This window comes from Blastomonas sp. SL216 (genome assembly GCA_026625625.1).
Lineage (GTDB): Bacteria > Pseudomonadota > Alphaproteobacteria > Sphingomonadales > Sphingomonadaceae > Blastomonas.
The window spans coordinates 1,452,076-1,475,680 of sequence record CP113055.1; the positions used below are offsets into that span (position 1 = coordinate 1,452,076).

General features: G+C 63.0%; 20 protein-coding genes. 7 read left to right on the plus strand and 13 right to left on the minus strand.

What is annotated here, in order from left to right; translation table 11 throughout:
• Nucleotides 1-71 precede the first annotated feature (71 nt).
• Nucleotides 72-296 (plus strand): DUF4170 domain-containing protein, encoded by a 225-nt coding sequence (locus OU999_06915; GenBank protein WAC24908.1) that lies wholly within the window; start codon nt 72-74, stop codon nt 294-296.
• A gap of 12 nt (nt 297-308) precedes the next feature.
• Here the strand turns inward: OU999_06915 and OU999_06920 are convergent, their stop codons facing one another.
• From OU999_06920 to carA, 5 genes are all read right to left on the minus strand, one after another.
• Complete coding sequence (locus OU999_06920) at nt 309-986, minus strand: rhomboid family intramembrane serine protease (protein ID WAC24909.1); 678 nt, start codon at nt 984-986, stop codon at nt 309-311.
• A gap of 3 nt (nt 987-989) precedes the next feature.
• Nucleotides 990-1,466, minus strand: a complete 477-nt coding sequence (gene greA, locus OU999_06925) for a transcription elongation factor GreA (protein ID WAC24910.1) — start codon at nt 1,464-1,466, stop codon at nt 990-992.
• 107 nt (nt 1,467-1,573) lie between these two features.
• Nucleotides 1,574-4,927 carry a carbamoyl-phosphate synthase large subunit gene (gene carB / locus OU999_06930; GenBank protein WAC24911.1) on the minus strand — a complete coding sequence of 1,118 codons (3,354 nt, stop codon included), beginning with the start codon at nt 4,925-4,927 and terminating at the stop codon, nt 1,574-1,576.
• 63 nt (nt 4,928-4,990) lie between these two features.
• Nucleotides 4,991-5,362, minus strand: coding sequence for a ribonuclease E inhibitor RraB (locus tag OU999_06935; GenBank protein WAC24912.1), 372 nt, complete (start codon nt 5,360-5,362; stop codon nt 4,991-4,993).
• On the minus strand, nt 5,359-6,537 hold the full coding sequence (gene carA, locus OU999_06940; protein WAC24913.1) for a glutamine-hydrolyzing carbamoyl-phosphate synthase small subunit: 1,179 nt from the start codon (nt 6,535-6,537) through the stop codon (nt 5,359-5,361). The genes OU999_06935 and carA overlap by 4 nt, the downstream gene beginning before the upstream one ends.
• A gap of 225 nt (nt 6,538-6,762) precedes the next feature.
• Between carA and OU999_06945 the strand changes: the two genes are divergently transcribed.
• From OU999_06945 to rpoD, 3 genes are all read left to right on the plus strand, one after another.
• Entirely contained in the window at nt 6,763-7,221 is a 459-nt protein-coding gene (locus tag OU999_06945) for a GatB/YqeY domain-containing protein (protein WAC24914.1), read from the plus strand.
• Between the two features lie 43 nt (nt 7,222-7,264).
• On the plus strand, nt 7,265-9,142 hold the full coding sequence (gene dnaG / locus OU999_06950) for a DNA primase (protein ID WAC24915.1): 1,878 nt from the start codon (nt 7,265-7,267) through the stop codon (nt 9,140-9,142).
• Between the two features lie 165 nt (nt 9,143-9,307).
• On the plus strand, nt 9,308-11,320 hold the full coding sequence (rpoD, locus tag OU999_06955) for an RNA polymerase sigma factor RpoD (protein ID WAC24916.1): 2,013 nt from the start codon (nt 9,308-9,310) through the stop codon (nt 11,318-11,320).
• 138 nt (nt 11,321-11,458) lie between these two features.
• Here rpoD and OU999_06960 read toward each other — a convergent pair whose 3' ends face one another.
• The 4 genes from OU999_06960 to OU999_06975 form a co-directional block, all read right to left on the minus strand.
• Nucleotides 11,459-12,103 (minus strand): hypothetical protein, encoded by a 645-nt coding sequence (locus OU999_06960; GenBank protein WAC24917.1) that lies wholly within the window; start codon nt 12,101-12,103, stop codon nt 11,459-11,461.
• Nucleotides 12,100-12,546 (minus strand): hypothetical protein, encoded by a 447-nt coding sequence (locus tag OU999_06965; protein WAC24918.1) that lies wholly within the window; start codon nt 12,544-12,546, stop codon nt 12,100-12,102. Before OU999_06965 ends, OU999_06960 begins: the two co-directional genes overlap by 4 nt.
• A 251-nt stretch (nt 12,547-12,797) precedes the next feature.
• Nucleotides 12,798-13,616 carry a sterol desaturase family protein gene (locus tag OU999_06970; protein WAC24919.1) on the minus strand — a complete coding sequence of 273 codons (819 nt, stop codon included), beginning with the start codon at nt 13,614-13,616 and terminating at the stop codon, nt 12,798-12,800.
• Nucleotides 13,617-13,709: 93 nt separating this feature from the next.
• Entirely contained in the window at nt 13,710-14,765 is a 1,056-nt protein-coding gene (locus OU999_06975; GenBank protein WAC24920.1) for a helix-turn-helix domain-containing protein, read from the minus strand.
• A gap of 195 nt (nt 14,766-14,960) precedes the next feature.
• Here OU999_06975 and OU999_06980 point away from each other — a divergent pair, with 195 nt between their 5' ends.
• Nucleotides 14,961-15,296: a UrcA family protein gene (locus tag OU999_06980; GenBank protein ID WAC24921.1), complete on the plus strand. Its 336-nt coding sequence runs from the start codon at nt 14,961-14,963 to the stop codon at nt 15,294-15,296.
• 378 nt (nt 15,297-15,674) lie between these two features.
• Entirely contained in the window at nt 15,675-18,206 is a 2,532-nt protein-coding gene (locus tag OU999_06985) for a TonB-dependent receptor (protein ID WAC24922.1), read from the plus strand.
• A 20-nt stretch (nt 18,207-18,226) separates the two neighbouring features.
• On the opposite strand, the gene OU999_06990 is transcribed toward OU999_06985, so the two are convergent.
• Both OU999_06990 and OU999_06995 read right to left on the minus strand, forming a co-directional pair.
• Nucleotides 18,227-19,912 carry a PAS domain-containing protein gene (locus OU999_06990; GenBank protein ID WAC24923.1) on the minus strand — a complete coding sequence of 562 codons (1,686 nt, stop codon included), beginning with the start codon at nt 19,910-19,912 and terminating at the stop codon, nt 18,227-18,229.
• A 304-nt stretch (nt 19,913-20,216) separates the two neighbouring features.
• Nucleotides 20,217-20,357: a hypothetical protein gene (locus tag OU999_06995; protein WAC24924.1), complete on the minus strand. Its 141-nt coding sequence runs from the start codon at nt 20,355-20,357 to the stop codon at nt 20,217-20,219.
• A gap of 143 nt (nt 20,358-20,500) precedes the next feature.
• On the opposite strand from OU999_06995, the gene OU999_07000 reads away from it, so the two are divergent.
• Entirely contained in the window at nt 20,501-21,733 is a 1,233-nt protein-coding gene (locus OU999_07000) for a hypothetical protein (GenBank protein WAC24925.1), read from the plus strand.
• Nucleotides 21,734-21,772: 39 nt separating this feature from the next.
• Here OU999_07000 and OU999_07005 read toward each other — a convergent pair whose 3' ends face one another.
• A complete protein-coding gene (locus OU999_07005) occupies nt 21,773-22,219 on the minus strand; it encodes a hypothetical protein (protein ID WAC24926.1) in 447 nt (148 codons plus the stop codon).
• 176 nt (nt 22,220-22,395) lie between these two features.
• A complete protein-coding gene (locus OU999_07010) occupies nt 22,396-23,592 on the minus strand; it encodes a DUF1343 domain-containing protein (GenBank protein WAC24927.1) in 1,197 nt (398 codons plus the stop codon).
• Nucleotides 23,593-23,605 lie beyond the last annotated feature (13 nt).

A 23,605-nucleotide genomic window follows, 5' to 3' on the forward strand; every position in this document is an offset into this window, starting at 1 on the left:
GCACGCACGACCCCTTGCTTGGAGAGGATGCCGCCAGGCATCCGGATCATCTGTCAGGGACGCACATTCACATGAGCAAACTTCATCTCGTCATGGGCGGACGCGTCAGCGACCCGCAAACCCTCGATTATTGCGAACTCGACAAGATGGACCTTGTCGGCGTCTATCCCGATTATGCGAGCGCGGAAGAAGCCTGGCGCAGCAAGGCGCAGGCTACTGTCGATGACGCCGAAATGCGCTATGTGATCGTGCACCTGCACCGGCTGCTCGACCCGGAAGAAAACCCGGCCGGCTAAGGGCTTCGGCTTTCAGGGAATATCGTGACGCGGCCGCCGGATCTGGTGGCTGCGCACGAGCGGCACCGCGAGCAGCAGCCCCGCCGCAAAGCCGCCGATATGCGCCCAGATGGCAATGCCCAGCGCAGTCCCGGCAAAGGCAAGCTGGCTGAGCAGGTTGATGCCGACCCAGGCCGCCATCAGCCACGCCATGTGCACGGCAAGCTGCGGTATCGGCCCGATCGCGGGCGGCTTGCGGCGTGAAAACAGCAGGAAATAGGCGGCCATCAGCGCAGAGATCGCGCCGCTTGCGCCGACCACTGGCACCATCGACACCGGATCGATGGCGTAATGCACCCCGGCTGCGGCGATGATCCCCGCACTATAGAGCAGCAGAAAGCGCTCCCAGCCCAGCGCCATTTCCACGATCCGCCCGATCACCACCAGCACCAGCATGTTCATCGCGAGATGAAACAGACCGGCGTGGAGAAAGGCCGAGGTAACGGGGGTCAGCCAGACCGGCACAACCCAGGGATAATCCACCGGCAAGGCGCTGGAATGCCCGTACAGGCTGTCATGCAGCCGCGCCGCCCAGAAACCCCCTTCGATCTGCATGGGCTCGGTCCAGCCGGTGACAATACCCACCAGCCAGACCAGCACATTCAATATGACCAGCGCGTTGGTCGCCGACCCGCGCGGTATGGGGGGCATGGTTCAGATGAACTCGATCTTGGACACGAGATAGAACTTGTCGCCCGAAGGCACGCTCACCTCGACTTCGTCGTCGAGCTGGCGGCCGATCAGCGCCCGGCCCAGCGGGCTCGAATAGCTGATGCGGCCCTTGCGCGCGTCAGCCTCGGCTTCGCCGACGATCTGATACTTCACCGGCTTGTCGTCTTCGTCCATCAGCGTCACGGTCGCGCCGAACACGATCTTGTCGCCCGAAAGCGTGGTCGGATCGATGATCTGCGCGCGGCTCAGCTTGCCTTCGAGATCGGCGATGGTCGCCTCGACCTGGCCCTGGCGCTCCTTGGCGGCGTGATATTCGGCATTTTCGGAGAGGTCGCCATGCGCGCGCGCTTCCTCGATCGCCTCGACGATCAGGGGGCGCTCTTCCTTGAGCGCCTTCAGTTCGCGCGAAAGCTTTTCATATCCTTCTGCCAGCATGGGCAGCTTATCGACGGTTGCCATTCGGCATATCCCTTCTTCCTTGGCCGACGCCCGGCCAATCGTCCGACAATAATGCCTTTAGCGGCCCGGAAATGGGGCCGCATCAGGGTAACGACTTGTCGGGGGGCTCAAGCGTCAGGCCGTATATTATAGGCCTGAAGCGGCTTTACTTCAAGGCTTGTCCTGGCCAGCGATGCCATCGCCTTCACCGCCGCGACGCTGGCCGCCGCCGTGGTGAAGTACGGAATCTTCCCCGTCAGCGCGCTGGCGCGGATCGATTGCGAGTCCTTCAGGCTCTGCCACCCTTCGGTGGTGTTGAAGATCAGCGCGATCTGGCCGTCCTTGATCCGGTCGACGATATGCGGGCGCCCCTGGGCCACCTTGTTGACCTCGGTCACCGCCACGCCATTGTCGGCGAGATAGCGCGCGGTGCCACCGGTGGCGACGATATCCATGCCCAGATCCGTAAGGCCGCGCGCGGCATCCAGGATCACCGGCTTGTCGCCATCCTTGACCGAGATGAACACCGTACCCTTGGTGGGCAGCGTGAGCCCTGCCCCGATCTGCGCCTTGGCAAAGGCGGTGGCGAAATCCTTGTCGATGCCCATGACTTCGCCGGTGGACTTCATCTCAGGGCTCAGCACCGGATCGACCCCGGCAAAGCGTGCCCAGGGGAACACCGCCTCCTTGACCGCCATATGCTCGATATCGCGGTCGATCACCGGCAGATTGGCCAGCATCTCGCCCGCCATCACGCGCGCGGCATATTTGGCCACCGGCTGGCCGATCGCCTTGGCGACGAACGGCACGGTGCGGCTGGCGCGCGGGTTGACCTCGATCAGATAGACCTGCCCGTTCTTGACCGCGAACTGGATGTTCATCAGGCCGCGTACCTTCAGCCCTTCGGCCAGCAGCCGCGTCTGACGCTCCATCTCTGCGATGATGTCAGCGCCCAGGCTATACGGCGGCAGGGTGCAGGCGCTGTCGCCCGAATGGACGCCGGCTTCCTCGATATGCTGCATCACGCCGGCAATCGCGACATCCTTGCCATCGCAGATCGCATCGACATCGACCTCGATCGCATCGCGCAGATACTGGTCGATCAGGACCGGGCTGTCGCCGGAGACCTGCACGGCGGTGGCGATATAGCTTTCCAGCTGCGCCTGACCGTCGACGATTTCCATCGCGCGGCCGCCCAGCACATAAGACGGACGGATCAACACCGGATAGCCGATGCGGTTGGCGACCGCGATTGCCTCTTCGCGGCTGCGGGCGATGCCGTTGGCAGGCTGTTTCAGGCCCAGCTTGTCGACCAGCTTGGCAAAGCGCTCGCGGTCTTCGGCCAGGTCGATCGCATCGGGCGATGTGCCCAGGATCGGAATACCGGCATCCTCGAGCGCCTGTGCGAGCTTCAGCGGTGTCTGGCCGCCGAACTGCACGATCACGCCGACCAGCTCGCCGGTCGAACGCTCGACATCGAGCAGTTCGAGCACGTCCTCGGCGGTCAGCGGCTCGAAATAGAGCCGGTCCGAGGTGTCGTAGTCGGTCGAGACGGTTTCGGGGTTGCAGTTGACCATGATGGTTTCAAACCCGGCGTCGCCCAGCGCAAAGCACGCATGGCAGCAGCAATAGTCGAACTCGATTCCCTGGCCGATCCGGTTGGGTCCGCCGCCGAGGATCACGACCTTGCGCCGCGTCGTCGGCTGGCTCTCGCATTCGGGCTCGCCGAAGCTCGGGGCCTCATAGGTCGAATACATGTACGGCGTCTTCGCTTCGAACTCCGCCGCGCAGGTGTCGATCCGCTTGTAGACCGGGCGCACGCCCAGCCTGTGGCGCAGCGCGCGCACCTCCTCTTCGGTGACGCCGCCGGTCATCGCGACCACGGCATCGCGCACCATGCCCGATCCGCGCGCCAGCGCCCGGTCCATGCCGGGGCGCAGATTGGCCGATTGCAGCGCCAGATAGGCGAGGCGCTTGTCGGAAAAGCCCATGGACTTGAGCCTGCGCATCCCCGCCGCATCGCGCGGCAGGCCATCGGCCAGCACCTCGGCCTCGGCATCGACGATCTGCTTGATCTGCTCGAGGAACCAGGGGTCGAACTTGGCGACGGCATGGATCTGCTCGACCGTCATGCCTTCGCGCAGCGCCTGGGCGGCGATCAGCAGCCGGTCGGGCGTCGCCTGGCTCAATTCGGCGACAATATCCTCATGGGCTGCGCCGACCAAATGGTCGACGAAATTGAAACCGCTCAGGCCCGTTTCCAGCCCGCGCAGTGCCTTCTGGACCGATTCCTGGAAGTTGCGGCCGATCGCCATCACTTCACCGACCGACTTCATCGCGGTGCCGAGCAGCGGGCTCGATCCCTTGAACTTCTCAAAGGCGAAGCGCGGAATCTTGGTGACGACATAATCGATCGTCGGCTCGAAGCTCGCTGGCGTCGCGCCGGTAATGTCGTTGGTGATCTCGTCGAGCGTGTAGCCGACGGCCAGCTTCGCCGCGACCTTGGCGATCGGGAAGCCGGTCGCCTTCGACGCCAGCGCCGAGGAGCGCGACACGCGCGGGTTCATCTCGATGACGATCAGGCGGCCGTCCTTGGGGTTGACCGCGAACTGCACGTTCGACCCGCCCGTCTCCACGCCAATCTCGCGCAGCACCGCGATGCTGGCCGAGCGCATGATCTGATATTCCTTGTCGGTCAGCGTCAGCGCGGGGGCGACGGTGATGGAATCGCCGGTGTGCACGCCCATCGGATCGACATTCTCGATCGAGCAGATGATGATGGCATTGTCGGCGCGATCGCGCACGACCTCCATTTCGTACTCTTTCCAGCCGAGCAGCGATTCCTCGATCAGCACCTCGGTGGTGGGCGATGCATCGAGCCCGCCGGTAACGATCTGGACGAACTCGTCGCGGTTATAGGCAATGCCGCCGCCGGTGCCGCCCATGGTGAAGCTGGGGCGGATGATCGACGGCAGGCCGGTGCGCTCGAGCACGGCGAGCGCCTCTTCGACCGTATGGGCGATGCCTGAACGCGCCGATTCCAGCCCGATCTTGTCCATCGCCTCGCGGAATTTCTGCCGGTCCTCGGCCTTGTCGATCGCTTCGGCCTTCGCGCCGATCAGCTCGACATCATATTTTTCCAGCGTGCCATTGGCATCGAGCGCCAGCGCGGTGTTGAGCGCGGTCTGCCCACCCATCGTCGGCAGCACCACCAGCTTCTCGTTCGGCCGCTCGGCGCGTTCCTTGGCGATGATCTTGGCGACGATCTCGGGCGTAATCGGCTCGACATAGGTCGCGTCGGCCATGTCGGGATCAGTCATGATCGTCGCGGGGTTGGAGTTGACGAGGACGATGCGATAGCCCTCTTCCTTCAACGCCTTGCACGCCTGCGTGCCCGAATAATCGAACTCGCACGCCTGGCCGATGATGATCGGGCCAGCGCCGATGATCAGGATGCTGTCTATGTCGCTGCGCTTGGGCATTGTTGTCGTGCTCTCTTTAAAGGCGTGAATTTTGTGTCAGGGCGGGGGCAGCAACGGGCATCGTCAATGCACCGTGCCGGTCTGGGCTTCGCAGCCCCAGCCATCATATTCGAGGTCGAACAGCTGCTCGATCTGCAGGCAGAGTTCGGTGAGCGCGCGGATCGACTTTTCATCGACCGCCTGCACCCGCTCCAGGAACAGCCAGGGATGGCCGCCCTCGGCATCATCCTCATGCCCCAGCTCGGTCAGCCCCAGCTCCTCCGCGGCTTCGGACAGGCGCTCCAGATTCTCCTCGGACCCGCGAAAGCTCACGTCCACCGAACGGCGGATGCTCGCCTGGTCGCCATTGTCGGCCAGATTGCGCAGCACGTCCTGATCGGCGGCCCATTCCTGCTCCATCCGGGCAGGATCGACGGGGGGGAGCTTGAGAGTCACGCGGCGGTCGCCGGAGCCTTGAGGCCGCTCACAAACTTCTCGAACAGGTAGAAGCTGTCCTGCGGTCCCGGCGAGGCTTCGGGGTGATACTGAACCCCGAACGCATTCTTGTCGGTGAACGCGATGCCGCAATTGCTGCCGTCGAACAGCGATACGTGCGTCTCGACAACATTGGCTGGCAGGGTCGCGGCGTCGACCGCGAATCCGTGGTTCATGCTGGTGATCTCGACCACGCCCGTTTCCAGTCGCTTGACCGGATGGTTCGCGCCTCGGTGGCCCTGGTGCATCTTGGTCGTGCGCGCGCCGGCAGCCAGGCCGAGCAGCTGATGGCCGAGGCAGATGCCGAAGATCGGCACATCCCGCTCGAGCAGGCCCCGGATCACCGGCACCGCGTACACGCCGGTCGCGGCGGGATCGCCCGGGCCGTTCGACAGGAACACGCCCGCAGGCTCCAGCGCGAGGATCTCATCGAGCGAGGTCTTGGCGGGCACCACGGTCACCTTCGCACCGGCCTCAACCAGCGAGCGGAAGATATTGTGCTTGGCGCCGTAATCGATGGCGACGACATGGGGGCGTGTCCCCTCGCCCATTTCGGCATAGCCAGCCCCCAGCGTCCATTTGCCGCCCTGCCAGCCGCGCGTGTCGGCACCTGTGACCTCGATCGCCAGGTCCATGCCCTCGAGCCCCGGCCAGCCCTGTGCCAGTGCGAGCAGCGCGGGCATGTCGAACACGCCATCGGGCGCGTGGGCGATCACGGCATTGGGGGCGCCTGCTTCACGGATGCGGCGGGTCAGCGCGCGGGTATCGATACCCGACAGGCCGATCTGGCCGTTCGCGCCCAACCACTCGCTGAAATGCTGGACGGAGCGGAAGCTGCTGGGGTTGGTCACATCCTCGCGCACGATGCAGCCCAGCGCCTGGGGGACATCGGCCTCGATATCCTCGGGGTTCGCGCCGACATTGCCGATATGCGGGAAGGTGAAGGTGATGATCTGCCCGGCATAGCTCGGGTCGGTCAGGATTTCCTGATAGCCGGTGATCGAGGTGTTGAAGCACACCTCGCCCGTCTTGGCCCCCGCGGCACCAAAGCCCCTGCCCCAGATCGCGGTGCCGTCGGCCAGCAGCAACAGGCCGGTCGCGCCTTGGGGTTGAGCGGAGGTGGTGGCGTGCGCCATGGATCGTCTTCCTTGCGTTGCGTATTGAGTCGCGAATATGCCGGGCCGCAGGATATGGCAGGACAAGGCCGGGCCAAAGCCCCGTGACGCTTCCTGCCGGACAGCGGCCAAATTGGCGGGTCACTAGGCGCGCCTGGCTTGCACGGTCAATCTATGAAAAACATTTTTATCCGGCTAGGTTGGAAGCTTGTTCCAAAATCCACGGGAAAAGAAAGGTTCGCGCGCATGATTCGCGATTTGCTGAAAGCTGCGCAGGTGGCCGCCATGAAGGCAGGCGACAAGGAGCGTACGGCCGCTGTCCGGCTTATCCTGGCCAAGATCAAGGACCGCGATATCGAGCTGCGCACCCAGGCCGCGCCGGCCGATGACGATGCGATGGTCACCGAGGTGCTGCAGAAGATGATCAAGCAGCGCCGCGAATCGATCGCGATGTACGAACAGGGCGGCCGCGCCGAGCTTGCCGCGCAGGAAGCGGCCGAGGTCGCGGTGATCGAGGAGTTCCTGCCCGCCCAGATGGACGAGGCCGCCGCTAGGGCCGCGATCGCCAAGGTGGTCGCCGATACCGGCGCTGCCAGCCTCAAGGACATGGGCAAGGTCATGGCCGAGGTAAAATCGCGCCACGGCAGCGAACTCGACATGAGCAAGGCCAGCGCCTGGGTAAAGGAGGCCCTGGCGGGGGCTTGAGCGATCACGCCCCTTTCCGTTTGTCCCGAGGCAAGCCACTCGCATGACCCTATCCCCGCAATGGCTGGACGAACTGCGATCGCGGATCACGCTGTCCACGCTGATCGGGCGGCATGTGAAGGTGCAGCGCGCAGGCCGCGAGTACAAGGCGTGCTGCCCGTTCCATAACGAGAAGACGCCCAGCTTCACGATCAACGACGACAAGGGGTTCTACCATTGCTTCGGCTGCGGGGCGCATGGTGATGCGATCCGGTTCATGACCGATCACCAGGGGCTGGGCTTCATGGATGCGGTCAAGGAGCTGGCCGCTGAAGCGGGGATGAGCGTGCCTGCGCCCGATCCGCGCGCTGCCCGTCAGGCCGAGGCGCGGGCCTCGCTGCACGATGTCTGCCAGGCGGCGCAGGACTGGTTCGTGGCGCAGCTGAACAGCGCTGCTGGCGAGGAGGCGCGCGCCTATCTGAAGAACCGGGGGCTGACCGCCGAGACCATCGCGCGCTTCGGCATCGGTTTTGCGCCCGACAGCCGCATCGGCATCAAGTCGGCGCTCGGCAATCTCGACGAGGAGCTGCTGGTCGAGGCGGGATTGCTGATCAAGGTCGACGACAAGGCCCCTTATGACCGGTTCCGCGGCCGGGTCATGATCCCGATCCGCGATCCGCGCGGGCGCGTCATTGCGTTTGGCGGCCGCATTCTGGGGGCGGGTGAGCCCAAATATCTGAACTCGCCCGACACGCCATTGTTCGACAAGGGCCGCACGCTCTACAATCTGCACCTCGCCGCTCCCGCCTCGCGCCAGACCGGGCGCGTTGTGGTGGTCGAAGGCTATATGGACGTGATCGCGCTGGCCCAGGCGGGCTTTGGCGAGTGCGTCGCGCCGCTCGGCACCGCGCTGACCGAGCACCAGATCGAGCGGCTGTGGAAGATGGTCGATCGGCCCCTGCTGTGCTTCGATGGAGACAATGCGGGGCAAAAGGCCGCGATGCGCGCCGCGACCCGTGCGCTGCCGCTGCTCAAGCCCGGCCTGTCGCTGGGCTTTGTCTCGCTGCCGGGCGGCCAGGACCCGGACGATCTGGTTCGCGCATCGGGCCCACAGGCCTTTGCCGCGTGCCTTGATCAGGCGACCGGCCTGCTCGACCATCTCTGGACGCACGAGCTGAACGCGGCTCCGCTGCAAAGCCCCGAGGCACGCGCCGGGTTGAAGGCGCGGCTCAATGCGCATGCCGACACCATTGGCGATGGCGACATCAAGGCGCTGTATCGGCGCGAGATCGGCCAGCGCTTTTCCGACCTGTTCTTCGCAGCGCGTACGCCCTCCCCCGCCCGTCCGGCGCAGCAACGCGGCGGCAGCGGCGGCGGCAAGGGCTGGCAGCGGCGCGACGAACCCGTGCCGCCGAGCGAGGAGCTGCGCGCCTTCAGCCGTCAGCCGATGAGCGACCTGATCGTGCGCGGCGTTATCACTGGCCTCATCCACCGCCCGCACCTCATCGGGCAGCACAGCGAGACATTGAGCGAATTCGTCACCCTGGCCGATCGCTGGGCTGCGCTGCTCGATGCGCTGATCGATGCAGCGCATAGCCACGCATCGGGCGCTCTTGATCCGCCTGCACTGATGACCATATTGCATTCCAAGGGGCTGGCAGACGCGGTGGACAGGCTGAAAACGGGCGGAACGCCGCCTTTTTCCTTCTGTTCCGCCTGTACCGATCCAGCCGACCAGTTGCGCGAGGTGCGGATTGCAGAGGACTTTGCCGAAGCGATCGAAGTGATGATCACCCGCCCCAGGCTGGAGGCGGCGCTGCAGGATGTGACTCGCCGTTTCGAAAATGACATGCAAGACGGTTTGTTTTTGGAGCAGCAGCAGCTAAGGGCAAGAAAGGATGCGTTTGACCAGCGCCTGATTGAATTGGCAGAGCGAGGCTGAGACGGCCGGGACCCGGGGGTCCTTTCCGATCATTGCCACCGCGCCAGATCGGCACACAGGTTGACGCGAAATATTTGAAACGGCCCCATGCGGCCTGATAAGACAGTATAATTCGCTCTGGCCGGGACGCGGGCCTTGGTGAAACAGGTGACAGGAATTACGGAATTGGCAAGCAAGGCACCGAAAGACAGCAAGACCGACAGCACCGATGCACCGCTGATCGATCTCAATGAAGCCTCGGTCAAGAAGCTGCTCGCGCGTGCCAAGAAGCGCGGCTACATCACCTATGACGAGCTGAACGAAGCGCTGCCGCAGGACCAGATGTCGTCCGAGCAGATCGAGGACGTGATGTCTGCGATCTCCGAAATGGGCGTCAACATCGTCGAGAATGACGAGGAAGGCGGCGAAGAGCAGCCCGTCGACGACAATGACGCGCCCGACGATGGTTCGGAGCAGCTCAACATCTCTCCCGAAAAGAAGAAGGAGACGATGGACCGCACCGATGACCCGGTGCGCATGTACCTGCGCGAAATGGGCGCGGTGGAACTGCTCAGCCGCGAAGGCGAAATCGCGATTGCCAAGCGCATCGAGGCTGGCCGCGACACCATGATCCTGGGCCTGTGCGAAAGCCCGATCACCTTCCACGCCATCATCGAATGGTCGACCGCGCTCAACGACGGCGAGATGCAGCTGCGCGAGATTCTCGATCTCGACGCGATGCTCTCCAAGGAGCCCGCACCCGAAAGCCTGTCAGAGGACGGCGACGATGATGGCGAGATCAGCGAAAAGACCGCCGGCCCCAGCTTCAAGGACGAGGACGAGGTTGAGGAAGTCACCGATTCGGAAGACGAAGAGGATGATCTGACCGAGCGTCGCACCCGTCGCCCCGAAGAGGATGACGAGGAAGACAACACGCTCTCGCTCGCGCAGATGGAAGCGCAGCTCAAGCCTGCCGCGCTCGAAAAGTTCGCGCAGATCACCGCGCTGTTCCGCAAGTTCGAGAAGATCCAGGGCGAGCGGCTCAACGCGCTCAGCATTGGCGACGATTTCCCCGCCGCCAAGGAAAAGACCTATCAGAAGCTGCGCGAGGACCTGACCGCCGAAGTGGAATCGGTGCAGTTCCACGCCAACAAGATCGAATATCTGGTCGACCAGCTCTATTCGTTCAACCGCCGCCTGACCGCGCTGGGCGGCCAGATGCTGCGTCTGGCCGAGCGCCACAAGGTACCGCGCAAGGATTTCCTCGACCGCTATGTCGGGCACGAGATGGACGAGCAGTGGCTCGAATCCATGGCCGGTATCGACAAGAAATGGGCCAATTTCGCCGCCAATGAGGCAGGCGCGGTCGATCGCATCCGCGCCGAGATTTCGGACATCGCGGCGGCCACCGGCATGTCGCTGGGCGAGTTCCGCCGCATCGTCAACATGGTCCAGAAGGGCGAGCGCGAGGCGCGGATTGCCAAGAAGGAAATGGTCGAGGCGAACCTGCGCCTGGTGATCTCGATCGCCAAGAAATACACCAATCGCGGCCTGCAGTTCCTGGACCTCATCCAGGAAGGCAATATCGGCCTGATGAAGGCGGTGGACAAGTTCGAGTATCGCCGCGGCTACAAGTTCAGCACCTATGCGACCTGGTGGATCCGTCAGGCGATCACCCGCTCGATCGCCGATCAGGCGCGCACCATCCGTATTCCGGTGCACATGATCGAGACGATCAACAAGCTGGTGCGCACCAGCCGCCAGTTCCTGCACGAACAGGGCCGCGAGCCGACGCCCGAAGAGATGGCCGAGCGCCTGTCGATGCCGCTCGAAAAGGTCCGCAAGGTGATGAAGATCGCCAAGGAACCGATCAGCCTCGAAACGCCGATCGGCGACGAGGAAGACAGCCACCTGGGCGATTTCATCGAGGACAAGAACGCGATCATCCCGGTGGATGCCGCGATCCAGGCGAACCTCAAGGAAACCGTGACGCGGGTTCTGGCGTCGCTGACGCCGCGCGAAGAACGCGTGCTGCGCATGCGCTTCGGCATCGGCATGAACACCGATCACACGCTCGAGGAAGTGGGCCAGCAGTTCTCGGTCACCCGCGAACGTATCCGCCAGATCGAGGCGAAGGCGCTGCGGAAGCTGAAGCATCCGTCACGGTCGCGCAAGATGCGGAGTTTCTTGGATCAGTGAATAACTACGTCGAGCGCGATCTGCTGGCGCAGAATAGAATAGCCCCAGTCATTCGGGAAATGCTTTACGCTTTGCATCTTAATTATTGAACATTAGCCACACATTGAATTCGATACCAGCGCTCAACTGCGACATTATTCAACAGTCCTGGCAGAAGCTTCGATCAATAATATCATTTGAGGCATCGTCCCAACCTCGAGCAATCACTGCTGCTCGGCGATACTTGTTAGGATGACTGGATGTATCGCGCTCACTCCCTATTGCCAATATCGCCGCCTGCGCAGCATCGGATGATGATCCTAAACGCTGTAGCGCTTGCCCACTCCAGTAGTCAGCGTTGAGCTCTCCACGATGGGAATCAGTATCAAATCCAGCAATATGGTGACCAACTTCATGCGCAATTACTTGAATTGCACTCCACTCCGTGCCGACTTGATCATTTAGTCTATCAAGGAAGTCCACATCAATACCTAATATTTTTCGCCCACCTGCAACGGTAGCATAAGCATTATCCTCGTCCTCGGTAATCAATATTCTGAAATCGTAGTCGAGGCCAAGCTCCTCCAATATTCTACGGACGATTTGTGGAACTCCAGAGCGATCGTTACCACGAGCTTCTCGAGTAACAAATTCTCTTCCGTATGCCGTCCATCCGTCTTCAAGGGAAAACCCGCAAAATGGGATCGCCCTTTGCGCATATACTGGCGTAACCAATCCGCCGCAGCATAGATCCGCCCCGCAAATCAAGCCGGAGGTAGCGAATGCTCGTCGAGTCAACTTCATCGCGGCGAGAATCCCCTAGGCGTGCTGGGTATGCGCAGAACTACCGTCCGATCCTCATCATCTACTTCAAGTTCTTCGATAGATTCCTCGTCAATGCCATTTTCGATATCGGAATCCGCCGGATTCCGGCGCTTTCGATTTCTATCATCTGTGGAGGCACACATGCTCACTAACTGCTGATACCAGCCGTTAATCAAATAAGACTGATTAGCATACCATTGATTTAATTGAAGTAATTGTGAGTTTCCGCAATATGCATTGTAACCACAGCGCATTGGAATACCCTGATAAAGCTCGGCATTTGCCACTTGATTGACCTGACCGGCATAAGCCTGCAGTTGATAAAGAGCACTGCCGCAAGTCGTGGACTGAGCAGATGCGGGCGCATTTATCGCTGCAGCGATCATCGTTAACGCCAACATGGATTTTATGCCGTGCTCCATCACTTCCCCCACAAGTTTCGCTTAAAAATATCAGGCCAGAAAATTATGTCGAGTCATTTGGGAACACCGTTAGGGTGTACGACAATCACAAAATGGCAGCATAAATTCCGGGAACATCGAGTTCCTAGGCCACAATGGATGATCACCGGATCACAGTACTTGACACTAAAGTCAGATAGTTACCGTATCCTCTGCGTAAAAATCCAGATTTGATACGCTACTCAGCTGTATCGAACCCTCGCCCCACAAACTCAAGCCCTTACCTCTCCCCCCGCCTGCACTGTAGCCACACGCCCCCGCCCAGTCACTTCCGCAAACTTCGCATGGTATTTCGGGTGCTCGGTGCCCATCCACTTGTCCCACCAGGTGAAATACAGGCCATAATTGGTGTTGAACCCGCCATTGTGGTGCAGGTCGTGGTGGACGGTGGTGTTGATCCAGCGGGTCAGCGGGGAGGACAGCCACCAGCGCGGGAAGAATTCGAAGCCCGCATGGCCCATCGCGTTGCGGATGATCTGGAAGTTGAGCCAGGTGAACATCACCCAGCCAGGCGTCGGCACGAAGAACTGCCAGAGCGGCACGAACAGGAACATCACCGCCGCTTCCGGCATCGCGAAGCTGTACGCGGCCCAGGGCGTCGGCGTGATCGAGCGGTGGTGTGCACGGTGGAAATGCTTGAACAGCCGGGGATGGTGCATGAAGCGGTGCGCCCAGTAGAAATAGGCGTCATGCGCGATGATGATCCCGGCCAGGATCACAAGATCGATGCCCAGACCGAAGCCCTTGCCGAACACGCTGTAGAGCAGCCCGACCTCCTTGCCCCAGATCAGGAAACACGCGCCGATCACATAGACGAACACCGACTGCAGCGACTGGAGAAACTCGCGGCGCATATCGGCGGCCGTCGCCTCACGCGCCTGAATCTTGCGCGCCCGGATCGCGGTGCGTCTGAGCAGCCACACGACCGCAAAGGTCACCGATGCGGCGATGAAATAGCGGCCGAAATCAAAGGCGAAAATATGGTGGCCCTTGGCGAGGAGAATATCGAGGGGCGGGAAACCTGTGGTCATGCTCGGCTCCTGGTGGCAGCGGTCAGTGACCGAATGCCCGGCTTTGTGCCTTGATGCCCAGCTTTGCCCGAAAGCGGCTAGCCGATTTCGAAATCAGCCAGTTGAACGGGCACGAAATTCGCTCGGCGTCATCCCTTCGGCCTCGCGGAATGCGCGATTGAACGGACCCAGCGAACCAAAGCCTGCATCGAGCGCGATGGTGATGATCGGCACATCCTTCTGTGCCGGATCGGCCAGCGCCGCCTTCACCTCTGCCAGACGATAGCCGTTGAGAAAGGCTGCAAAATTGCGGTGGCCAAGCTGGCCGTTGATGGTGCGGCGCAGCCTGTATTCCTGCTCGCCCAGCATTGCGGCGAGCTTGGCGATCGACAGCGTCTCGTCGCGGTGTGGCATCTCTGCCGCCATGTGGCGCAGAAGCTTTTCGGACAAGGGGTCGGCAATCGGCTCGGCAGCGGGCTTGACCGGGGCCACGGGCGCGGCAGCAGCGCCGAACAGGTCGGCCTGGCGCATGCGCAGCATCACCGCGCAAAAGCCGAGCACCGCCAGCAGCGCTCCGCTCGCGACAACGCGCTTGAGTTCCAGCGTCCCGCCGGGGAGCGCCTTCGGATCAGCGACTTCGACGATCGCGATCAGGATGACATAGACGGCAATGACCCCCACCAGCAGCGGACGGATGCGACGCCGACGCTCGACCAGATCGCCCTCACGGCTGCGCCACACCTCCCACAATGCAGCAGCGGCAAAGGCCAGCATGAAAAGCCGGAAAAGGACGCGTGAGGCGAGCGCAACATTGCCATCGGACAAGCCTGTCAGCTGCACGACCAGTGTGTTGAGCACGGAGAGCAGCACCAGACCGGCGCTGATCGCCGTCACCTGCTTTTCGTCGTTGAACCACGCCTTGCCAAACAGCCAGAACAGGCCTGGCGTTGCGCCCGCGCCCAGCGAAAACAGCAGGCCGATGATGCTCCGCTCGTCACATAATCCGGACGTCACGATCAGATAGCTGCAGATCGCAGCGTTCATCGCCACGGCCAATCGCGCTGGAACATCCTGCCAATGGTCGCGGACAAGGATCCAGCTCCAGAGAGCGAGAATTGCGATCGATCCGCCGCGTGCCATCTGATCGATCTGTTCGAAAGCCGTCATCATGACAGGGCTGCCAAAGCCGGAAGGCCACGGCAAGCCGATTCCGAAATCGACCAGCAAGAGCAGTTTGCATCAGCCTCGCCCCATCCGGAATCGACCAGCCATTTTTCGAAATGAGCAGGCTTGGGGCGGGTCGCTCCCGTCACTGTGCCTCATCACCGGTCAGTCCAAGGATCGGCGACAATGAGGAGACTTGCGATGACGAAGATTTTCACGGCACTGGCCCTGGCAGCGCTGACGATTCCGGCGATCGCCGCCCCTGCCCAAAACGCGCAGAGCATGCCGGTTCCGATCAACCATCTGGATCTGGCATCCACGGACGGCCAGAGGAGCCTTGCGCGGCGCATCCACCGTGCCGCCCAGGCGCTGTGCGCGATTCACGCCGTCGATAGCCTGCCACAGGCCCAGCGCTCGGAGCGCCGCTGCATCAGGGAAACGCAGATGCGCGCCCTGGCCGCGGCAAGAACCCAGCACGCCGCCCTTGCCGCTGTGCCCGCGCGGATGGTGCAGCCGGGTATCGCGACGGCGGAATGAACAACGCGGCACGGTGCCCGATTCCCATCGGGGATGCGAGGCGCATCGCCCCTGTCGGCCAGGCTGACCGCAAGCCACGATGGCAGAGGCGGATGGTCGTGGCGATTCCCTTCCTGATCGGCGCGCCATCCAAAAAATTATTCGCTGCCCTTTGCGTCAACTTGTCGGTCAGGAATACCGACGTAATTCCGCCAATTCGGCTCTAGTTTTGCAGCAATACCGCGCAGCAATGCCAAAGGCGGAGCCATGTTGTCCCATAGTTCCGCCACGCACAGTAAAGAAAAATTTTACCACGCCCCAATAGCGATTCGTGTTGGGCGCTCCGTCTGGTGTCCGGCAGGGGGCCGGCCGACCGAGCGCTAAGGGGAAACACGATCCATGGCCAAGACTGCATTTCTGATGGTCACGTCCTATCTGGCGCTTTCGACACCGGCATGGGCCGAAACGGCTACCGCGTCTGCCTCTGCAGCTACGGCGTCCGATGCCGCAGCATTGGAAACGACCGATGCCGATGCTGCGCAGCAATCCACCGACACTGCGGCCAAGCCGCCGCAGGAGATGTTCTCCACTGGCGTTGCCAAGGGCCGTGACCGGCTGGATAGCGCAACCTCGACCAGCGCGCTGCGCGGCGAAGACATCACGATCCTGGGCCCGCGCCCGATCGGCGAAGTGCTGCGCACCATGGCGGGCCTGCGCGTCGCGACCAGCATCGGCGAAGGCAATAACAACTACACCGTGCGCGGGCTGCCGCTGGCGGCCGGTGGTTCGAAATACATGCAGATCCAGGAAGACGGCCTGCCGCTGCTGGAATTTGCCGATCTGTTCAACGTCGGCGCGGATGTCTATCTGCGCAACGACCTGACCGTGAACGCGATCGAGACGATCCGTGGCGGCTCTGCCTCCACCTTCGCGTCCAACTCGCCCGGCGGCCTGATCAACATCCTGTCGCGCACCGGCGAGGTCGAGGGCGGGTCGGTGCAACTCACCACCGGAGTCGATTTCGACACGAAGCGCGTCGATTTCACTTATGGCGGCAAGCTGGGCGAAAACACCCGCTTCCAGATCGGCGGCTTCTACCGCCAGGGTGAAGGCCCGCGCAACAATGGCTTCGATGGCTGGAAGGGTGGCCAGATCAAGTTCAACATCACGCGCGAGTTCGAGAATGGCTATATCCGGCTGTATCTCAAATATCTCGATGACCGCTCGCCGACCTTTGCGCCCTATTTCGCCAACATCACCGGCACCAACGCCAATCCGCGCATCCGCAGCTTTCCCGGCTTCGACCTGCGCGATGACACCATCCTGTCCTCTTTCCTGGGCCCGATCATCACGCTCGACCAGAACAACAACCCGGCCGCCTTCCCGGTCGCGACCGGCCAGAGCGCCGAATCCAAGTCGATCGGGCTGGAGGGCCAGTTCGAGGTCGCCGGTTGGACGATCACCGAACGCATGCGCTATGCGGCCAATGGCGGCGATTTCAGCCGCGGCTTCCCCAATACGGCCAACACCGTGTCGGCTTTTGCCGCAGGCCAGGGCGGGGTCGGCGCAACCGCGCGCTATGCCAGCGGGCCTCTGGCGGGCCAGCTGATCGATCCCAATGGGCTGATCAACGGCAACGGACTGCTGTCGCTCTATTTCTTCTCGTTCGTGCGCGCGCGTTCGCTCGACAATTTCACCAATGATGTCCGAGCCAGCAAGGTGTGGGAACTGCCCGGCGGCAAGCTGACCACGACGGTCGGCGGCTATCTGGCGACGCAGGACCTCAACACCACCTGGCTGCACACCGCGATGAACATCGACGCCAATGGCGACAATGGCACCGCGCAGGTCGACATCTTCAACGCCGCAGGTCAGCCGCAGACGCTGAACGGCTATTTCGCCTTTGCCCGTGCGACCAGCCTGTTCCGCCGCGCGTTCGATGTGAACTACAAGGTGTTCGCGCCTTATGGATCGGTGAACTATCATTTCGGCAAGATCGCGATTGGCGGCAGCCTGCGCTATGATATCGGGCGCGTGCGCGGCTCGCTGGTGGGGGCAGACCTCAACAACGGCAGTGTCGGCCTGATCACGCAGGACATCAACCGCGATGGCATCATCAACCCGGCCGAACGCCGCGTTGCCTTCCTGCCGTTCACCCAGTCCGCGCCGGTCAACTATAACTACGGCTATCTGAGTTATTCGGCGGGGATCAACTATCGCGCGGCAGAGCCCTTCTCGCTCTTCGCGCGCTACAGCAAGGGCGCGCGCGCCAATGCCGACAAGGTGCTGTTCACGCCGCTGATCAGCAATGCCACGGGCGACATCCGCAGCAACACCGACAAGCAGGACAATGTGAAGCAGCTCGAAGGCGGCTTCAAGTTCCGCAAGGACGGCTTCACCTTCAACGCGACGGCGTTCCGCGTGACGGCAGCGGACCATAATGTGATCAACGGCGCAGCCAATCGCACCGATCGGCGCTACCGTGCCACCGGCGTCGAAATGGAAGGCGGGGTGCACAAGGGGCCGTTCAGCCTGATGATCGGCGCAACCTATACCAAGGCCAAGATCACCCGCGACCTGCTCGATCCGACGCTGACCGGCAAGGAACCGCGCCACCAGCCCGACTGGACCTTCTTCGCGACGCCCTCGGTCGATCTGGGCCGCGCCGTGATCGGTGCCAGCATCGTCGGCGTGACCAAGAGCTTCTCGCAGGATTCGAACCTGCTGGTGATGCCCGGCTTCACCACGGTCGACCTGTTCGGCCAGGTCAAGCTGTTCAACGGCGGCAGCCTGCAGGTCAACGCCAACAACGTGTTCAACACGCTCGGCATTTTCGAGGTGAACCAGGCCAGCGTGCCAGCCAATGGCGTCGGCTTTGCCCGCGCGATCAACGGGCGGACGATTTCCGCCTCGTTGCGCTTCGACTTCTGATCCCCGGGGGGATGGGGACGTCAGGCGCTCTCGGGAACCCCGGCAGCGCCTGATGGCGCATCGGCTAGCGCCGCCTGTCCTGCCGGCTCGCGCGGCAGGAACAGCGTCATCACCGTACCCTTCCCCACCTCGCTCTCGATGCTGAGGCCGCCGCCCGATTGATGGGTGAACCCGTGCACCATCGAAACGCCCAGGCCGGTGCCCTTGCCGACCTGCTTGGTGGTAAAGAATGGTTCGGCGACGCGGGCCAGCACGTCAGACGGCATGCCGGTGCCGGTATCGATGACGCTGATCGCGACATAATCGCCATCGGCAAGATCGCCCAGCGCGTCAGGACCCGGTGCGCGCACCGCACGCGCGGCGATGCGCACCGTGCCGCCATCGGGCATCGCATCGCGCGCATTGATCACCAGGTTGAGCAGCGCCGATTGCAGCTGGGCAGCGTCCGCGATGATCGCACCGCAGCTGCCGTCCTCGTTCACCTCGACCGTAACTCCCGTTCCCGCCGACACCCGCAGCAACGGCTCGAGCTCGTGCAGGAATGCAGCAAGGTCGATCCGCTCAGGGTCCAGCCGCTGTTGCCGTGCGAACGCGAGCAGCTGCTTGACCAGCCCGGTGCCGCGCATCGCCGCATTGGTGCTCATGTCGATCAGCTTCAGCGCTTCGGGATCGTCGAGCCGCCGCCCGACCAGTGACAGCCCGCTCAGCACGGCGGCGAGGATGTTGTTGAAATCATGGGCGACGCCCGCAACCAGCCGGCCCATGGCCTCCAGCTTCTGGCTATGGATCAGCGCGTCCTGCGCAGCCTCACGCCGGGCGATTTCCTCGGTCAGCTGGGCATTGGCCTCGTGCAAGGCCGCCGTCCGCCGCGCCACGGTGATCTCCAGATCGTCGGCCAGCGCGCGCAGCGCACGTTCAGCCTGCACGCGTTCCTCGATGATCGTGCCCGACGGGATGAGACCGGCGATCGCGCCTGAGGAATCGCGCAACGGGGCTAGCTGGAAATCGATGGTCATCAGCTGGTCACCGAGCCGCACCGGAACGTCATAGCGCACGACTTCACCGGCGCCCGCCGCGCCGATGGCTGCCTTCAGCCGTTCCTGCACCGCCGGATCGTAAGACCACCAGGGGGCCTCCCAGAACGGCCGCCCCGCCACATCGCCCAGTTCCAGCCCGGCCGCATCGAGAGGCGCGCGATTGGCATAATCGACATGACCGTCCAGCGTCAGCACGCCGACAAAGGCGAACAGCTGGTCGAGCACGCGGCGCAGCCGGTCCTCGCGCTCGCGAATTTCGCGTTCCTGGACGCGGCGGTCGGTGACATCCTCGCAGATGATGCCGATTCCGGTGACCTGGCCCTCGCCGACAAAGATCGGGTAGAATTGCTCGCGCCATTCGCGGATCTGTCCCGGATAAGCGAGCGTCGTGCCGGTGACGGTGACATCGCGCAGCGGTTCGCCGGTCTCGATGACCTTGAGCAGCATCGGCTCGGCCGTTGCGCGCAGATCGGGCACCAGATCCCAGACCTTCTTGCCGACATGCTCCTCGGGCGAAAAGCCGTTCATGTCCGCGAGCGCGGGGTTGACGCGGACGAAGCGCAGATCGCGGTCCACCAGCCCCAGGCCCAGTGGCGCGCGCGCGTACAGCGCATCCAGCTCGGCCGCATGGGTAGCCTGCTGCAAGCGGGAAGCATCAGTCTGAACCATAAGATGCCCCTGCCTCAACGAATCGCAGGCCATGGGTGAGTAACCGCAGCACCCGCTATGCCCATGCTGATCTATGCGTCCCAATCACCGGACGTCCAATGAAATGTGAAACACGCAGGCATTCACTTGCCGCCAAAGTAACGTGCCGAAACGATGCTCAATCGCCAGATATTGATGAATGTTAACAAGCATTTGGCTGTGAACTGAACGCGCGCATTAGCCTTGGCCTGTTCTATCAATCTGATCTGCAAGGCAAAAAGGGCATGACGAACTATCGCACATGGCCGTCGGGTAAATCCGCCCCTCAGGCGCCATAGCCCGTTGACCAGTGATCGTGCAGCGGATGTTCGGTGCCGGACCTGTGATCGATCATCGGCAGGTGCACCGCGAAATTCCTGTCACAGGCTTGCGGCTCGATGGCATCGTGCCCGTATTGAAATGCCATCGCTCCAGTTCATGCCGACGCGGCACAAAATTGGCGCGGATGCACACGGCGGGAAACGAGACGAAGCCCGGACCGGCATAGACCACAATCTGATCGAAAGGCGTGTCTTGCCGCCTGTGGCTGGCGCGGGCATGGGAGAGGCCATGCGCATCGTTCAATGGTTGGCCGCGATCGGCCTTGCTTTTCTGCTATCTGGCCCTGCCAAGGCCGAGCTCATCATGGCCGATGGTTCGGTCATCTCAAGAGAGGAAATCGCCAAGGCTGCCACCGGCTGTACCGCCGGTCAGGCCCCGGCCTGCCTGATACGCGGGCTCGCCGCGCGTAACGGGGCCGCGCAACCTGTCGCCATCGATGAGGCCGCAGCAGCCTTGCGCAAGGCGTGCGAGGGCGGACTGGGCCTGGGATGTGCCGGAGAGGCCGAGATTGCCGCGCTTCGCCACGACCGGCGCAAGGACCCCAAGCTCGCCGCAGAGCGTTGGGCCAGGGCGCGCGGCCTGTTCACCGCAGCCTGCGATCAGGGCAGCGCGATCGCCTGCCACAATCTGGCCGACATGCTGGTGAACATCCGCGCGATGGCCGACACGCCGCGCGCCGCGACGCTCTATGCCAAAGCCTGTTTCGATCTGAAATTCGGTCCGTCCTGCCTGCAAGGCGCTGCCCTGGCCGGGCTCTCCAGCGCGCCTGCACATGATCCTGCGCTTGCCCAGCGCTTCGAGGCCGCGCTCGATCCCGCGCTGGACGCCGAATGCCAGCAAGGCCGGCCCGGAGCCTGCGCGGCGCTGGCCGAATGGCTCATCAGCCGTCCGGGGCTTGGCGACAAGGTGCGGATCGCGGCGCTCGCCGACACCGCCTGCAGCAACGGCGCTGGCCATGGCTGCGCATTGGCGGCCGATCTGATCCGGCGCGATGACCGCAGCGCCGAAGGATGGGACCGCCAGATCGAATATCTCGACCGCGCCTGCGCCCTGCAATTCGCCCGCTGCGCCCAGCTGGCCGAGGCGATGCGCGCACATCCCCCGATCCGCACACTGGATAGCGGCCTGCTCTTCCTGGCCGATATCAAGGCCTGTCTGGGCGATGTGCAGGAGCATTGCTGGCGGCTCTATGAGCCAGCGGCGCGGCTGAATGCGACCGAGCTGGAGCAGCTGGTGATGACCTTCGACCAGGCCTGTCTCAACCTGCCCCGCCCCAGCGCCGAATTGTGCGCCGCTGCAGCGAGCAACCATGTCGAGCGTGCCGAAGCCATGGCCGCCAGCGCGACCGCCGACCGCGCCGAAGCCCGCAGGCTTTATCAGCGCGCGCTCGAACTGCCCGAAGACGCCACCGACAATGCAACCGCGCATGCCGAGGCCAAGGCGTTTCTGGCGGGCGCGTAGCCCGGGCCATTCACATGCTGACGCTAGGCCCGAGAATAATCAGCGCGTGGCCCGGCGGGTGAGCGCGTCTGCGGGGAAGGCATCGTTCGCGCTGACGGGCGGTTCCGCGGCTTCGTCGTCATAGGACATCAACCATGCCTCGGCCTCGTCCATATCGGTGAAGAACCGTGCGGCACGGCCTTCGCTCGCCCTCACGAGCTGCATGCGCGCCAGCGACAAGGACACGACAAAGGCGAGCTTGCGCGAGCGATATTGCGGGTTTGACATCATCGCGGCGAAAGCCGGGACCATCTCCTGCGGCTGGATCTTCATGTCGCGCACATCGACCAGCGTCACATGCTGGTTGGGAGCGCTGGTCAGCTTGAGATGCGCCGCGTTGCGGGCCGCGACATAGCGCTCGACGTCCGCCGCCTCAAAGAAACCACCAAGATAATGCCGAACGACGTTGGTTACCGGATCGGCTTCAACTTTAAAGTGCGCGTTCATGCCCCCATATTGACGGCAACGGGTGAAAAAATCGTAATCGACGGACGCCTGTACGAACGATTTTCTATCGCGTTGATTTCCAACCGCTGCAAGAGGCGCGGCAGCCAGCTATCGCCGTCCAGACCATTCGGCCCTGCATGGCAAAACCGGTGACGATCTGTGGTTATCGCGGCGGGTCAATAGAGCCTTGGGGCCCCAGCCGCTTCCCATGCCGCTTCATCCGCCCGGGTCAGCGCGTCGAGATCGCCCGGGGTGGCTGCCGCATCGTCGACCCATTCGCGCAACAGCGGGCCGCCGTTGATCACGTCGATGGCCAGCTTGCCGAGTTCATATTCATATGGGAAATCGCGCCACAGCGGGTAATCCGGATAGAGCGCACGGATCGCCTTGAAGCCCAGTGCCTGGACGCGCCAGGGGCGGAAAGCCTGGTGATCGTAGAAGCGCCCCTCGGCATGGATATGCACGCCATGGCACAGCTGGCCGACATGCTTGTGGAAGGTCGGCTCGAACCAGATTTCGCGCAACGCACAGCCGGTGAGCCATTCGGGTGCGATTTCGTGCATCTTCGCGATCACATCGCGCGCGTTGATGTCGGGCGCGCCGAACAGTTCGAGCGGGCGCGTGGTGCCCCTGCCCTCGCTCAGCGTCGTGCCTTCCAGCATCACCGTGCCGGCATAGGCGCGCGCCATGTTGACGTTCGGCGCGTTGGGGCTGGGATTGACCCAGAGCCGGTCGGTAGGCCAGCCAAAGCCAGGCGCCGCATAGGGCTGCCAGCCCTGCATCTCGATCACGCGGTAATCGACATCAAGGCGATAGTGCTTGATGAACCAATGGCCCATCTCGCCCAGCGTCAGCCCATGGCGCATCGGCATCGGCCCTGCACCGACAAAGCTCTCCCAGCCTTCGCGCAGCGTCAGCCCTTCGACCGGACGACCGGCCGGATTGGGTCGATCGAGCACCCAGACCGATTTGCCATGCTGGGCTGCGGCCTCGAGGATGTAGAGCAGCGTCGTGACGAAGGTGTAGATGCGGCAGCCCAGATCCTGCAGATCGATCAGCACGACATCGAACGTGCCCATCATCTGCCCGGTCGGGCGGCGCACCTCGCCATACAGGCTGAACACCGGGATGCCGTGCACCGGATCGGTGAAATCCGGGCTTTCGACCATATTGTCCTGCTTGTCGCCGCGCAGGCCGTGCTGCGGGCCGAACGCAGCGGAAAGCGTGATTTCGTCGAGCGCAGCCAGCGCGTCGAGCGAGTGGCGCAGATCTGCGGTGACCGAAGCAGGATGCGCAAGCAGCGCGACGCGGCGACCTTTCAGCGGCGCGCGCAGATCAGGCTCTGCCAGAAGACGATCGATACCGAAGAGCATAGGACCTCGCGCT

What these genes read in the sequence shown, in the direction of transcription:
- dnaG (WAC24915.1), top strand. Translation starts at nt 7,265, where the DNA reads ATGACCCTATCCCCGCAATGGCTGGACGAACTGCGATCGCGGATCACG.
- OU999_07000 (WAC24925.1), top strand. Translation starts at nt 20,501, where the DNA reads ATGCGCATCGTTCAATGGTTGGCCGCGATCGGCCTTGCTTTTCTGCTA.
- OU999_06995 (WAC24924.1), bottom strand. Translation starts at nt 20,357, where the DNA reads ATGGCATTTCAATACGGGCACGATGCCATCGAGCCGCAAGCCTGTGAC.
- greA (WAC24910.1), bottom strand. Translation starts at nt 1,466, where the DNA reads ATGGCAACCGTCGATAAGCTGCCCATGCTGGCAGAAGGATATGAAAAG.
- OU999_06920 (WAC24909.1), bottom strand. Translation starts at nt 986, where the DNA reads ATGCCCCCCATACCGCGCGGGTCGGCGACCAACGCGCTGGTCATATTG.
- OU999_06915 (WAC24908.1), top strand. Translation starts at nt 72, where the DNA reads ATGAGCAAACTTCATCTCGTCATGGGCGGACGCGTCAGCGACCCGCAA.
- OU999_06990 (WAC24923.1), bottom strand. Translation starts at nt 19,912, where the DNA reads ATGGTTCAGACTGATGCTTCCCGCTTGCAGCAGGCTACCCATGCGGCC.
- OU999_06965 (WAC24918.1), bottom strand. Translation starts at nt 12,546, where the DNA reads ATGGAGCACGGCATAAAATCCATGTTGGCGTTAACGATGATCGCTGCA.
- OU999_06960 (WAC24917.1), bottom strand. Translation starts at nt 12,103, where the DNA reads ATGAAGTTGACTCGACGAGCATTCGCTACCTCCGGCTTGATTTGCGGG.
- carA (WAC24913.1), bottom strand. Translation starts at nt 6,537, where the DNA reads ATGGCGCACGCCACCACCTCCGCTCAACCCCAAGGCGCGACCGGCCTG.
- OU999_07010 (WAC24927.1), bottom strand. Translation starts at nt 23,592, where the DNA reads ATGCTCTTCGGTATCGATCGTCTTCTGGCAGAGCCTGATCTGCGCGCG.
- OU999_06975 (WAC24920.1), bottom strand. Translation starts at nt 14,765, where the DNA reads ATGATGACGGCTTTCGAACAGATCGATCAGATGGCACGCGGCGGATCG.
- carB (WAC24911.1), bottom strand. Translation starts at nt 4,927, where the DNA reads ATGCCCAAGCGCAGCGACATAGACAGCATCCTGATCATCGGCGCTGGC.
- OU999_06945 (WAC24914.1), top strand. Translation starts at nt 6,763, where the DNA reads ATGATTCGCGATTTGCTGAAAGCTGCGCAGGTGGCCGCCATGAAGGCA.
- OU999_06985 (WAC24922.1), top strand. Translation starts at nt 15,675, where the DNA reads ATGGCCAAGACTGCATTTCTGATGGTCACGTCCTATCTGGCGCTTTCG.
- OU999_06980 (WAC24921.1), top strand. Translation starts at nt 14,961, where the DNA reads ATGACGAAGATTTTCACGGCACTGGCCCTGGCAGCGCTGACGATTCCG.
- OU999_07005 (WAC24926.1), bottom strand. Translation starts at nt 22,219, where the DNA reads ATGAACGCGCACTTTAAAGTTGAAGCCGATCCGGTAACCAACGTCGTT.
- OU999_06970 (WAC24919.1), bottom strand. Translation starts at nt 13,616, where the DNA reads ATGACCACAGGTTTCCCGCCCCTCGATATTCTCCTCGCCAAGGGCCAC.